Source organism: Pseudoalteromonas sp. S3260 (assembly GCF_005886925.1).
Lineage (GTDB): Bacteria > Pseudomonadota > Gammaproteobacteria > Enterobacterales > Alteromonadaceae > Pseudoalteromonas > Pseudoalteromonas tetraodonis.
In genome coordinates this window covers 25,181-38,865 of the sequence record NZ_PNCV01000006.1, presented here as the reverse complement: position 1 = coordinate 38,865, position 13,685 = coordinate 25,181, and the positions used below count along the sequence as shown (strand labels likewise).

General features: G+C 39.8%; 11 protein-coding genes. 4 read left to right on the top strand and 7 right to left on the bottom strand.

From position 1 onward, the window contains the following. Nucleotides 1-41 precede the first annotated feature (41 nt). Nucleotides 42-371: a hypothetical protein gene (locus tag CWC14_RS00950; RefSeq protein ID WP_138560769.1), complete on the top strand. Its 330-nt coding sequence runs from the start codon at nucleotides 42-44 to the stop codon at nucleotides 369-371. A gap of 865 nt (nucleotides 372-1,236) precedes the next feature. Continuing rightward, nucleotides 1,237-1,602: an energy transducer TonB gene (locus CWC14_RS00945; RefSeq protein ID WP_036983818.1), complete on the top strand. Its 366-nt coding sequence runs from the start codon at nucleotides 1,237-1,239 to the stop codon at nucleotides 1,600-1,602. A 388-nt stretch (nucleotides 1,603-1,990) separates the two neighbouring features. Here the strand turns inward: CWC14_RS00945 and CWC14_RS00935 are convergent, their stop codons facing one another. Next, complete coding sequence (locus tag CWC14_RS00935; RefSeq protein ID WP_138560767.1) at nucleotides 1,991-3,580, bottom strand: tetratricopeptide repeat-containing sulfotransferase family protein; 1,590 nt, start codon at nucleotides 3,578-3,580, stop codon at nucleotides 1,991-1,993. A gap of 109 nt (nucleotides 3,581-3,689) precedes the next feature. Next, on the bottom strand, nucleotides 3,690-6,104 hold the full coding sequence (locus CWC14_RS00930; protein WP_138560765.1) for a TonB-dependent receptor: 2,415 nt from the start codon (nucleotides 6,102-6,104) through the stop codon (nucleotides 3,690-3,692). Nucleotides 6,105-6,477: 373 nt separating this feature from the next. Between CWC14_RS00930 and CWC14_RS00925 the strand changes: the two genes are divergently transcribed. After that, complete coding sequence (locus CWC14_RS00925; RefSeq protein WP_138560763.1) at nucleotides 6,478-7,572, top strand: NADH:flavin oxidoreductase/NADH oxidase; 1,095 nt, start codon at nucleotides 6,478-6,480, stop codon at nucleotides 7,570-7,572. A 76-nt stretch (nucleotides 7,573-7,648) separates the two neighbouring features. On the opposite strand, the gene CWC14_RS00920 is transcribed toward CWC14_RS00925, so the two are convergent. From CWC14_RS00920 to CWC14_RS00910, 3 genes are all read right to left on the bottom strand, one after another. Continuing rightward, the gene (locus tag CWC14_RS00920) at nucleotides 7,649-8,518 is read right to left on the bottom strand and encodes an EamA family transporter (protein ID WP_036983825.1); all 870 of its coding nucleotides are present in this window, start codon (nucleotides 8,516-8,518) and stop codon (nucleotides 7,649-7,651) included. Nucleotides 8,519-8,707: 189 nt separating this feature from the next. Beyond that, complete coding sequence (locus tag CWC14_RS00915; protein ID WP_138560761.1) at nucleotides 8,708-9,709, bottom strand: Gfo/Idh/MocA family protein; 1,002 nt, start codon at nucleotides 9,707-9,709, stop codon at nucleotides 8,708-8,710. A 37-nt stretch (nucleotides 9,710-9,746) separates the two neighbouring features. Beyond that, nucleotides 9,747-10,748, bottom strand: coding sequence for an AraC family transcriptional regulator ligand-binding domain-containing protein (locus CWC14_RS00910; RefSeq protein WP_138560759.1), 1,002 nt, complete (start codon nucleotides 10,746-10,748; stop codon nucleotides 9,747-9,749). Between the two features lie 89 nt (nucleotides 10,749-10,837). On the opposite strand from CWC14_RS00910, the gene CWC14_RS00905 reads away from it, so the two are divergent. Further along, nucleotides 10,838-12,448 (top strand): GMC family oxidoreductase, encoded by a 1,611-nt coding sequence (locus CWC14_RS00905; protein WP_138560757.1) that lies wholly within the window; start codon nucleotides 10,838-10,840, stop codon nucleotides 12,446-12,448. On the opposite strand, the gene CWC14_RS00900 is transcribed toward CWC14_RS00905, so the two are convergent. Continuing rightward, nucleotides 12,445-13,254, bottom strand: a complete 810-nt coding sequence (locus tag CWC14_RS00900) for a class I SAM-dependent methyltransferase (protein ID WP_138560755.1) — start codon at nucleotides 13,252-13,254, stop codon at nucleotides 12,445-12,447. The genes CWC14_RS00905 and CWC14_RS00900 overlap by 4 nt on opposite strands. A 6-nt stretch (nucleotides 13,255-13,260) precedes the next feature. Beyond that, entirely contained in the window at nucleotides 13,261-13,659 is a 399-nt protein-coding gene (locus CWC14_RS00895; RefSeq protein ID WP_138560753.1) for a hypothetical protein, read from the bottom strand. Between the last annotated feature and the right edge of the window lie 26 nt (nucleotides 13,660-13,685).

Sequence of the window (13,685 nt, the reverse complement as noted above, 5' to 3'; positions counted from 1 at the left end):
TTGCCTGTTAATTAGGCGTTAGCCTTACAAGGAGTATGGTAGTGGAATCAACGTATATTTATATAATTATCGCTTGCTTAGTGATCTGGTTTATCGAGCATAAAGTAAACTTATCTACTTCGCACAAAGCGTTAATAGAAGATGGTGATAACGTTATAATTAATCCAACTATGTTGTCACGCTGCTATGGTTTTTCATCTAAAGTTGTAGCTAAATCTAATATTACAAAAATTCAACTCGCAAATAATTGTGTTAGTTTATTCACAGAAAGTAATAACGCCATAGATATTTGGTTACCTAAAAAATATTGCAGTAATGTTGCTGAACGTGCAGAGAAATATTTCAAAAATGCGAGTTTGGTAAAAGTGTAATGCTAACAAGGGCTTAAAACGGAAAAAATACAGTTGGCTATTTTCACTCCGTTCAATATTTTAGCTAACAATTTTTTGCCCTTAGCATTAAGGAGTTAATTTGGATAGTCTATTGAAAATAACATCGCTACTTAATTTTTTAATTTATACCGTTGTGGCAATCTTTATTCTGATATCTTAGGGTGAATTTTATGAAAACCATTATTGGTTTTTAATTGCTTTTTTGGGTGTTTCTATAGCAGCGTCAAACTTAAAGCCCGTTAATGATGTACTTGTTGGTATTCTATTCTCAGGGCTTACAGCTAATCTCTTAATAGTTGCCTCGGTATCAACAGGTATGAAAATCAATAGTGCTACATTTTTGATTTTTTTCGGGTACTTATGCGCAGGCTGCTTTTCTGTATGGTTCTTTATCGCACGGAATAAGTATCAGAGTTTTAATGCTAACAAGTGACTATGGTGCTCAATGTCCTCTCATAGCACACAGGCATACTTCGGCAAAGAGCGATGAACGATCATTCTGGTGAGTCGTTTTTAACTTAGTAAGAATAAAAAGAAACCCTCCCTTTTTTACATAGCGAAATAACCTACATTAAGCATAAAATTTATAGCTGGCAATAACTTACACTATTTTTTATTAATATAAGTTAATAAAATGAGGGCATTTTCACGCTTGAATTTGGAAAGTGTTAACTGATAAAGCGGTTATATGTACAAGGAGTTATGGTGAAGAAATTCTTCAAATATCTAGGTTTTGGAATTTTAAGTGTTGTTATATTTTTCATTGGTATTGGAGTTGCTGAACACCTTAGTAAACTTAACCACTAGTTGTTTATTTTACTGAGCATATTTTTAGGAGTAGCCTTTGAAGTACATAACTATATTTTTAGTTCTTTTACTGGTTGGTTGTAATAGTACTAATGAAGCGGCAAATTCAAGTACTGTATATACCAATGCACAAACAGATTTACCTGCTAAATGGGTTGTGAAGATTGAACCAAAATATCCTGAAGATGCGGCTAAAAATAGCGTAGAGGGCTACTTAAAATTCAAAGCAATAGTGAATGAAGTTGGTACGTTAAAAAGAGTTGAAGTAATTGAATCTGCTCCTAAAGGTGTATTTGAAAAGGAAGGTTTACGGGCTTTAAAGCTATGGCGATTTAAGCCTGCGTTATTAAATGGTAGGCTGGTTAAGGTTGAGTACGCTGGTACTCTCGAGTGGAAGTTATAATGTCTTTAGGGATGAGCATATCATGGAGATCTAAGCAACCTAAACAAAAACGATGTGATAGGTGTGAACTGTATTATTCTGAATTCTTAGATAAATGTACGCATTGTTCCGATTTAAACGAAGCACAATTACTTATGCTTAAGGCTAAACACCAAGAATCTCTTAAACATAATGCTAAGCTTGGTAAATACTTATTTATAGCTGCTGCAGTAATTGGTGTATTACTTTTTGTTAGTTTTTTATGGTAGCAGCGTTGGGTTTTTCCTTAAGTGGAGTAGGGTAAGTTAACAGAGAAAAAACCTTTAATACATTCAGCCTAAAAATTTATATCCATCCGATAACTTTTAAATTAATCACACAGAACTATCCGTCCACGTAATATTTTTTGTTATTTAATTAAACCTAAAACTCCTTGATTAACTAAATAAGTCTGCGCTTCATCAGTATGGGGCTTAAACTTTTTCCAGCGGCCTATGGCCTTGTTGTTAAGCGGTTGGCGTACTTGCATTTTACTGGCGGTTGATACCGGTGCAGTGTTTAAGTGAAAATCAAGGCACTGTGGTTGCCAGTCTAAGTCGCAATAGCTCACTAACTCTTTTATCTTTTGCTCTGGTGTGGCTACAAGTTCTTCGTATTTTACTAGTTTAATATTGCTGTGCAGGGTGCTGAAGTGCTGCATCAGTTTATAAAAGCGGCTGTAAAATTTAGCAGTGTCGAGTAAGTCTAACGAGTAAGCATAATACGGGTTGTTAATAGTAAATAGCTGACGATAGTTACCAATACAGGTGTCCATGGGGTCGCGAAGTAGACAAATTATTTTGGCGTTTGGCAGGGCTTTGGTAATTAAATCGATATAAAAAAAGTTAAACGGTAGTTTATCAATAAAGTGTTTATGGCTGCCGGTTATAACACGCGTTGCTTCAAGGTAAGTGCTGCCAAGTTTTGCAAAATCAAGCTGGTAAGCTTGGCTTAAGGTGTCTGTATCGAGTACTTGAGGCGTGGGTGTTTGGCTAAGTTTTTTTACACTTAGGCCAAAGTCTTGCAGCTCGCCCGCTGATTGTACGTCGCTGTGGCTTGATAAAATGCGCTCAACTAATGTGGTGCCAGAGCGCGGCATGCCTAATACAAAAATTGGCTCACAGCTTTGGTTGCCAGCTGTTTGTTGGTTTTTGTATTTATCACTGAGCTGTTTAATATGTGAAAATAATGCCTCAGACGCTTGGTTATCAAACGCCTTATTAGCGAGTTTTGCTGTTTTACCTTGTTGTAACGCGGCAAAGGCTGCTGAAAAGTCGCCTAGGTCTTGATATTCTTTTGCGAGCGCATGACCTATATGCAGGTTAGCGTCAGGGTGATTGACCTGTTCAAATGCGTTTTTTAATCGCGCTATGTGGTTATTTTGCTCAGTGACTTTAGTTAAATCGGCTAAAGCAAAATGACTTTGATGATGAAGCGGATTCAGTGCAATGGCATTTTCAAACGCGTGCTGCGCCTTTTCAAACTGGCCTAAAAATTTAGCACATACCCCATAGTTATAATAAAACTGTGGCTGACGAGTATTACTCCTCTCAGCTATACTTAATGCGCATATAAAGTAATCAGCTGCTTGTTGATGTAAACCCGCTTGGGTGAGCGCCACGCCTAATGTATCGGCATCAAGTGCTTTACTAATATGTTCAAGCTTAACGCTGAGGGCGGTGCTTTTAGCTTTTTGTAAATCGCCGGTGAGGGCGTAACACTTGGCCAGTTGCGCTGTATATTCAATAGACTGAGTAAAGTTTAATGCTTTTTCAATTAGCTTTATCGCTTTATAAACTTGACCAACCTGTAAATTAACCATGGCGAGTAAAAAGTAGCCATCAGCAAAGTCAGGCTGCAGTGTCATTAGCTCAACCAGTGCTTTATGCGCTTGCTGAATGTTGCCTTGGTTTAGATTGTTTATAGCGCTTTGGTGTAGTTGCTTTAAGTTTGGCTGCATGAATACTCTTATAAATAATGTACTTACAAATAAAAAGGCTCAAATTAATTTAAGCCTCTTGATTGTACTTAAACTTATCGTTTAATTATATTTCCAACGTATCGTTTAATTATATTTCAAACTTATAGTTAAATTTAATGCCTACAGTAAGCGGGCGATTAACATAGTAACCATAGTTACGTTGTATGTCTGCGCCATTCGCTGTTGTAATATCCGCATCTGAGCGACGAACAGAGGTAACCGCATATTTATTAAATAGGTTATCTACATATAAAGTAGTCGACCACGCATCGGCGGTTAATTTAGCTGAAATATTACTTAAGCTATAACCTGGGAGTGCTTCACCGTTGTCACGTAGGCCTACTTTTGAAATTACATCACTTTGTGCGGTTAAACCATAGTTAATATCAAGGGTTTTGTCGTTAAACACTTCTGTTTGGTAGTTAATCCCCATAGAGAACTGGTGCTCAGGTGAGCCCGGTAAACGGTCGCCATCTTTTGCGCCATCAGTGCCATCGGCATTAAATAAATACGGAGCGTCTGAGGTTAGCTCTGCTTTTGTATAGGCATAAGTTGCATAGGCAGTAAACGAGTCTGATAAAATTGCACGCGTGGCAATTTCAATCCCTTTCGCATTTGCGCTACCAGCATTTGATAAGTAAGGTAATTGGCCTACTGTTGTTGCACCGGCAATTTGTGCGTTATCCCAATCTACATTGAATAGTGCGGCATTAAAGTGTAGCTGGCTTCTCATCCAGGTACTTTTAAAGCCTAGCTCATAGTTGGTGGTTGTATCTGCATCGTATAGCATTTCATCTGGTGTACCACAGCCTGTTTGTTGGTCTTCAGGTAGAGGTGTTGGGCAAGGCACTAAGCCATTTGAGCCACCAATTCTAAATCCTTCACTTATAGTGGCATACGCCATTACTGAATCTGTAAATTGGTACTTAGCATTAAATTTGAACAGATTACCGTTGTCACCAGCTTCGTTCTCTTCAAAGTTAACTGAAATTGCATCAGGTGCAGCACCTTCATACAAGGTATTTGCTAATGGGAAATCAAAAGCCGCTTTTGATTTTACGTCGTATTCGTAAAAACGCGCGCCAATGGTAATGTCGAGTTTATCGGTTACTTGGTAACCCACTTCACCAAAAAGTGCTGATTCAGTGACTTTGCTACCAGTAATTTCTAAATATTCTAAAGAGTCTGGTCTTAGCTGTGCGCCACCAAAGGTGTCAACCGCGAACTGATCAAAGCCTGGCGTGAACTCTCTGCTTGATGCGTCGGTATCGGTTTTGTTGTAAAAACCACCAACAATCCAGCTTAAATCGCTATCACTTTGTGAGACTAAACGCAGTTCTTGGGTAAAGGTGTCTTTTTCGTCAATTTCACGGGTATACGCTGAAAACGAAGGAAACTCTTCGTAGCCATAGTCTAAGCGAATTAAAAGATCAGTTTGGTCGCGTTGACCATCGGCGTCAAACTGTGAAATACCGGTAGCTGATACTAGCTCGGCAAAACCTAAGTCGGCTTTAAGTTCAAGGCTCAGTAATTGGTCTTCTTTTATTCGTGGCTCTTCATAACGGTACGCTGACTCGTATTTGCCAATGCGATCATTTAAGCCATTGTTAGCATTAAGGCTGTTGTGATGAACAATTGAGCGGCCTTCAGTGTCTTGCTTTTGATAGAAGTAGTTTAATGTGCCTTCAAATGACTCATTTACTTTGTAACGCAATGAAATACGGCCAGTTGTGGTTGTTTCACCGTTGGCGTCTTTTACATTTTTAAGATTGCTATTTACTACATCAAGGTTTGTCCAATCAGGGTCGGTAATCGATACACCTGGTTCACGAACGGTGTAGGCGTAGTCAATAAACCCTGGGTCTTCATAAATATTTAAGCTGGTACGAACAGCCAGTTTGTCTTCAATTAATGGTAAATTGAAAATAAAACCAGTTTCGCCACCGACCGAATCACTTTCTTGAGTTTGAAAAACATCACCAAATACTTCCCCTGAGGTGAAATCAAGCTCTGGTTCTTTAAGCATATAGCGAATAGCGCCGCCTAATGTACCAGCTCCATATAATGTGCCTTGTGGCCCAATAAGCACTTCCACGCGCTCTACATCAACAAGGCGCATATCGACCGATACTGGAATTTCATTAATATAAGTGGCAACAGTGCCACCATCTGATGAAGGGCCTGATGAATTAGTATTTAAACCACGGACTATAATAGGTGAACCGGCACGGCCACCTTGATCTGTAATTGTTAAACCTGGCACCCAACGTGCTACATCGGCCAGCTCACTGATGTTTTGATCTTTCATTACATCAGCATCGAGCGCGGTAATGTTAAGAGGCGCAGCTTGAATTGAGCCACTTCGGCGCGTTGCTGTAACCTCAATAACTTCAAGCGATTTGTTCTTTTCAATAACTTGCTCTTGAGCCACTGCATTACTGCTAAATAATACACCACTCAGTGCGCTTGATACAGCCAAGGTTAACAGGCTTGGTTTAAACATAAAAAGTGATCCTAGTTCAATAAAATGTGTTTATAAATGAGCGCTAATAGTATCAGGGTGTTTTAGTGATGGAAATAAAAATATGAATTTTAATTCACTTTTTTAGAATAAAAATGTAAAGGTGAGTTTGAGTGTTTCACACTGTATATTAAATGAACAAAGGCGTTGCTTTAAAATCAACCAAAATAATAATTGTGCCTAATATAGATAAAAACTGGATAATGAATAGTTTAAAACGTCATTACTTATATTTTTATAAACACTATAAAAATGAATATTCCCCCCCATAACCTTTATAATACATGTTTAATTATTGATAACACGAACAGCACAATTTAGTTGTGGCTGTGAGTCAGTTATATGAGGATTTATAATGTCAAAGCTGTTTTCACCATTGTCACTTGGTAAGTTAAGCCTAGAGAATAAAATTATTATTGCACCCATGTGCCAGTACTCGGCCAACAATGGCGCTGCAAGTGACTGGCATACCATTCATTTAGGTCAATTGAGTTTAAGTGGAGCGGGTTTACTTATTTTAGAAGCGACGGCCGTTAATCCCGAAGGGCGAATTAGTTACGCCGATTTAGGATTATGGGATGATACAACCCAAGCTGCATTAGCAAAAAGTTTAACGGCCGTAAGACAATACAGCCCAATGCCTATTGGTATTCAATTAGCCCATGCAGGTCGTAAAGCGTCAACCGATAAACCATGGGATGGCGGTGGGGCACTTATGCCCGATCACCTCAATGGTTGGCAAACGGTTGCGCCATCAGCCATTGCCTATGATGAAAACAGCCCCATTCCCAAAGCGATGAACCAAGATGATATAGATTCGCTCATAAGTGACTTTGTTAATGCGGCAAAGCGCGCTGACGAGTTGGGCCTTGATTTAATTGAAATACATGGCGCGCACGGTTATTTGCTACACCAGTTCTTATCGCCGCTGACAAACAAACGTGATGATCAATACGGTGGTAGCCTAGAAAATAGAATGCGATTATTACTCGACGTATTTAAAGCTGTAAGAGCGGCATTTCCAAGCAATAAAGCGGTGGGTGTACGTATTTCAGCAACTGATTGGGTTGATGGTGGTTGGGATTTACCGCAATCAATTGAACTGGCAAAAGCGCTTGACGCGTTAGGGTGTGACTTTATTCATGTAAGCACTGCGGGTTTAAGCCCTGAGCAAGATATACCTGTTGCTAAGAATTTTCAGGTGCCGTTTGCAACCGCCATTAAACAGGTTGTGAATATGCCAGTGATAGCGGTGGGTTTAATTACCGAGGCGCAGCAAGCTGAAAGTATTATCAGTGATGAACATGCTGATGGTGTTGCTTTAGCGCGGGGTATTTTATATAACCCACATTGGCCTTGGCATGCTGCGGCCGAGTTGGGCGCGCAAGTACAAGCACCAAAGCAATATTTGCGTTCAAGCCCACATGGCCAGCCATCCCCTATAAAATAGTGAATAACTTAATTGCAAAACCCAAGCAAATAGCGTGGGTTTTGTGTGTCTCAGTAGCTTAATATTTAATTAAATATTAAGCAGGAGTTGGCTGCTTTTTACTGTTTGACGTTGAGCTACCAACCGAGGCAATAATAACTAATAAAATAGCAAGCCACTGCCAAATGCTAAGTAGTTCACCTAAAATAACTAAGCCAGCGAGTGCTGCAATAGCGGGTTCAAGGCTCATCATAATGCTAAACCCTTGCGGCGACATATTACGCAGCGTGATCATTTCTAAAGTATAAGGTAAGGCACTTGAGAGTACCGCAATGGCAATACCTAACGGAATAATATCCCAAGTAAATGCAGCACTTTGTGATATACCACCATAAGGTACAAGCACAATAGCTGAAATGGTCATACCCATCGCTACTGTTGCTCCACCAGAGCTTTGGCTGCCGGTTTTTTTACCAAATAAAATATAACCTGCCCAACACGCACCCGCTGCAAGCGCTAAAATCACGCCAATTGGGTCTAAACTTTCTTGGCCTTTCATATCGGGTAACAGTAATAATATTCCGGTTATTGCGCAGGCAACCCAAAATAAATCACGCTTTCGTCTTGATGAAAATAACGCAACGGCAAGGGGCCCGGTAAATTCAAGCGCAACACCAATACCCAGTGGAATACGTTCAATGGCGTAATAAAATAGAATGTTCATGCCGCCTAGGCTCAGACCATAAATTAAGATGGGTAAACGCTGGCTTGCAACCGGAAAGTGTCTCCAAGGTTTAAAAATTAAACAAAGAATAGCGGCAGAAAAACCTAAACGTAAGGCCGTTGTGCCCTCAGGGCCAACAATAGGGAAAAGCTGCTTAGCCAGTGAAGCCCCAGACTGAATAGTGATCATTGCAAGCAATATGCATAAAATAGCCAGTAATAGCTCTTTGGTTGATTTTTGCATGGTCGTCCTTAAAAATTGCCACTTAATTGCGGCGCATATTACCTGCTTTTACCTACGCAGGTAAATGTAAATTAACGTTTTACATGGAGTTCCCAGTGATGAGAGGCTATCACTGGGCTGAATAAAAAAGCGTTACTCTTTTTAAGATTGAGGTGGCAGGTAATGAGGGCTGACTCATTGAGTAAAAATTTATAGTTCAGCTTTACTATCTGCAGGGTATATAACGCCCAATTGCGCGCGGGCGGTATCGAGTACCGTCATCACATCGCGTGAAAGTTGGTGGTTGTTAATATGTGACTCTAATGTGTTTTGCTCAATCATCTCAATAAAGTGCGCAACTTCATACTTCATAAAATGCTCATCAAAATCTGCACTTATTGTTTCTTTTTGGCCATTATTAGCGATGAATTCCACTTTTTTAAGTTGCGATACAGCTTCAATACGAATACGGCCTAACTCACCTTGTATTTCGGTGATGTTCTCGCCTTGCGATATTTTTGAATAACTAATTACCGCTTGTTTATCTGCATAATTTAAAAGTACATCGCCGGCACCATCAACACCGGTTTCTAGTAATACGCCACTGGCGTGCACACTGTTTGGTGCGCCCCACAGTGCTATAAGTAAATAAAGTGGGTAAATACCCAAGTCTACTAATGCGCCATTTGCAAATTCAGGTAAAAAGGTATTAGGGCGCTCGCCGTTTTTGAGCTTATCGTAACGAGACGAGTATTGGCTAAATTGGCCAATAAATTTACGCGGTGTACCAATTCTTTTTAATGCGTTTTTTAAAACAGCAAAGTTAGGTAAATGCGTTGTCATCATCGCTTCCATGTACAAACGTTGATGTTTTTGAGCAGCCGTTAAAATAGCAGTAAGCTCATGACTATTTGCTGCTGAGGGTTTTTCGCCAAGTACGTGTTTGCCCGCAGCTAAACATTGCACAGCATAGTCTTTATGCAGGCTATTTGGTGCGGCAATATACACCGCATCTACAAGCTCGTCTTGGCAAACAGCGTCAATGGAGGTAAATATTTTTGCTTGAGAGTGAGTGGGGTGATTAGCTAAAAATCGCTCAGCGCTACTTTCTGCGCGAGAACACACACCGTATAAATTAAAATTACTCAGAGTACTTGCCGCATCGAGTAGGGTGTCGCTAATAAAATTGGTACCTACAATCACAAAATTCATGTTTAGCCTTTTTATGTATTTTACACAGCTTTGCAGTTTAACAATATTTTGCTCTAAATGCGCGGGCAGAGCAGTTAAACCAGCGTTTTACACTGGCACTTAATGTGGCTTGTTCTTGATAACCTAACAGCTCGGAAATATGTGAAATAGAAAATTGGTTTTGCATTAAATAGTGTTCACATAATGCGCGGCGAGTGGCATCTTTTAGTTTTACAAAGCTGGTATTATGTTTTTTAAGTTCACGATGCAAGGTGCGAGGATGCATATTAAGTGCCGTTGCTATCGTTTGGTTTGAGCATTGAAAAAGGGGCAGCATGGGTCGAATAAGCGCACTTACTTGCGAAGGTAACGACTGAGTATGCGCATTATTAGCGGCTAAAAAGTTTAATGCAGCTTGTACTTTGTGTTGATCAGAAACATTAAGCGGCAATAATAAATCGTTTTTGGCGATTAAAATACCGGCGCTGTTTCTGTGTTCAATAACGTTACAGCCAAAGTGTTGATGATAAGCCCGTATATTTGCATCAATCTTTTGCGGTAAAAATACCTTAATGGGTTTACATTGATTTTGGCTCACTTTTTTTAAGGTAGCGAGCGCCAGTGCAATTGTTAATTCAATAACTTGATTTATAACAGGTAATGGCTTGAGTTTTATTTCGAATGATAAAAATATATTTTGGTCATCTTCAAGTGTATGCGTGATTAAATTAAGTGCGGGTGTATGTAAGTGCAGGAATTTAATTACCCATGTAAGCGCTTCACCTAAATCAGTTCCACTTTTAGCGGCGATAGCAATATGCCCTAAAATATCAAAACTTTGTTTGCTAGCGAGTTTAAGACCAAAACTTGGGCAGTTTAAGCTATGGGCGCAGTATTCTAAAAGTTCGGCATAATGGCGATAAGTTAAGCTTTGGGTTTCAAGGGAGTTTAACGTTACCTCAATAGCGCAATGGCGCATAATGTTTGCTGTATCACCACCTAGTTCGGTAATTAATGTATCAATTCCCTTTAAAGAAGTGGCTTTAATTAGGCTGCTCATAACAATTGCATTAGTGAAGAGGTGTCTAAAAATATCAAGTTTTTAGTAGATAATCCATGCAAAGTAGTTTTTTTAATGGGAGATATTTTATGCATACCACCTCATTTGATTACATTGTGATTGGCGCAGGCAGTGCCGGCTGTGTTGTTGCCTCGCGATTATCTGAAAATAAAAATGTGAGTGTGTGTTTAATTGAAGCCGGCGGCCGTGACCAAAGTGCTCTGGTGCAAATGCCTGCGGGAGTTGCAGCTAGTGTGCCTTATGGCATTAATAGCTGGCATTACAATACGGTGCCACAAAAAGAGCTTAATAACCGCTGTGGGTTTATGCCCAGAGGTAAAGTGCTTGGTGGTTCAAGTTCAATCAATGCCATGGTGTACATAAGAGGGAATAAAAAAGACTACGACAACTGGGCCGCTATGGGAAATACCGGCTGGGATTATACCAGTTTGCTGCCTTATTTTATCAAAGCTGAAAACAACAAAACCTTTACCAACAGCCCATATCATGGTGTAAATGGCCCCTTACATGTGCAAGAGCTAAGTTTACCAAGCCCAGTTAATCAGCTGTTTTTAAAAGCATGCCAAGAGCAAGGCGTAGCCCTTAATGACGATATTAATGTACAGCAACAGCTAGGTGCGCGGTTATCGCAGGTTACTCAATATAAAGGGGAGCGTTGCAGTGCGGCAAAAGCGTACTTAACACCAAATTTAGCACGTAAAAACTTAACCGTGCTCACTGATGCGCAGGTAAATAAAATTAATTTTTGTGGGAGAGCTGCAACTGGTGTAACAGTTGCAGTTAATAATAAAAGTTATGTGCTAAATGCCCATAAAGAAGTTATTTTAAGTGCCGGTGCGATTAACTCCCCCCAACTTTTAATGTTATCGGGAGTGGGGCCTGCAGATCATTTAAAGCAGCATAACATTGAGCTTGTAACGCCATTAGAAGGTGTAGGCAGTAATTTGCACGATCACTTAACCGTTGTGCCATTATACAAAGCAAAATATTCGCAAGGCACATTTGGAATAAGTGCCAGCGGTGCGTTTAATATTGCAAAAGGATGCGTTGATTGGTTTGCCAAACGTGAAGGAAAGCTAACCAGTAACTTTGCCGAGTCGCATGCGTTTGTAAACTTATTTACAGATTCTATTGTGCCCGATGTGCAACTTGAATTTGTTATTGGACTGGTGGACGATCACAGCCGTAAACTGCATTATGGCCATGGATACAGTATTCATAGCAGCATTATGCACCCTAAAAGCCGCGGCACTATTCGTTTAGCGGATGCCAACCCTGTAAATGCGCCACTCATTGATCCTAATTATTTAAGCCACCCCGATGATTTACAGGTTATGCTACTTGGGCTTAAAAAAACATTAAGCATAATGCAAAGCAAAGCGTTTGATATTATTCGTGCAGATATGGTGTATCCGCTTGATATTAACGATGATGCGCAGCTTATTGAGTTTATTAGGCAAACAGCCGATACAGAATATCACCCCGTAGGAACCTGCAAAATGGGCCAAGACGATATGGCTGTGGTTGATAGCGAATTACGTGTTCACGGTGTGCAAAATTTACGGGTGGTAGACGCCTCTATAATGCCTAGTATTATTACCGGAAATACCAATGCTGGGGTAATAGCAATTGCAGAAAAAGCCGCTGATTTAATTAAGCTCGCCGCAATCTGTGATTAATTTGACTTATAAAACGCGGTTAACCATTGCTGCCAGTCTTGTTCTAGTTTGAGCATTTGCTGGTGTTTTTTAGCGGAAAAATGTTTGTTTTTATCCTCATCCGCTAAAAACGGCCCCACACGACAAAGCGGGCAATAATCATCAGTTAGATAATTCGGGGTTGTTAACATATCACTTAATTCGGGTGGTGTATTTTCACTAAATACATAGGTAATACCGCTGGTGTCTTTGACGTGTTTGTCACGGTCGACATTGCGAATTTTATAGCCATCAAAGCGACTGATATCGAATGGCATTTGTCCTTGGTATGCCGCGTTTAAATGGGTATTTAAACTCCCCTCAATATTCCACTCACGATACGGTTTAACATCTTTTGAGGTTATATAACATAACCCCGGGCCTTGAGGGTTCAAGGCAAACTCATTGGCATATTTTATAAATTGATGCAGTAACGCACGGTTAAGCACGTTCATGCTGTTATTACGTGTATTTTTCTCAAATGCGTCGCGCCCAATAAACGCAGGAATAAGTGGAAATTGAAAAATCACCACATCAAAGCTGTTTAGGTGCTCGGCTAGTTGTTGCCAACATTGTGTGTTGGTGACATCAAATTCATTAAGCACATCAATTTTATGTGCTTTAAGTGAGGCAAGCGCGTTATCGGGGTATTTTTCTGTAAGAGTTGCAGCTGCATCAAAGGTTGAGGCAACTAACTTTTGCGGTTTAATGTGGTTGTAAAGCGCGTTTGAAAACGATAAGTCGCCATCACCTACCGTGAGTATGTTCCAATTTGGGTCTAAGTACATATTAAATTATATGTTTTTATTAGTAACAGGCGATGTGTCAGAATGCGGTGTACTAATCAGCTGTTGATGTAACCTATACATAGCTAAACGCGTTTTTAACCCTTCAATGGCAACTTGTTTAAGAATTAAATTAAAGGTAATCAAAATAGCAAACACAATATGAATAGGGCCATGAGTAAAACCGGCTTGAGGGTCGTAAATGGCTAAGCCAAATAAAACAAACAACACCACCATAAATATTTCAATGAGCTGATTTGAATAAAAAGAAAGACGCCCCTCACTTTTATGATCTTTTTTTATGCTAATAGCGCAAAAAAACGGGATCACTTTAATTTTAAAAGCCGCGTTTTTTTCTACAAAATTCTCACCAAGGTCAGTAAGCTGTTGGCGTAATTGGTCTATCATGGTGTGTCCTCTCAATACAGTGCGCG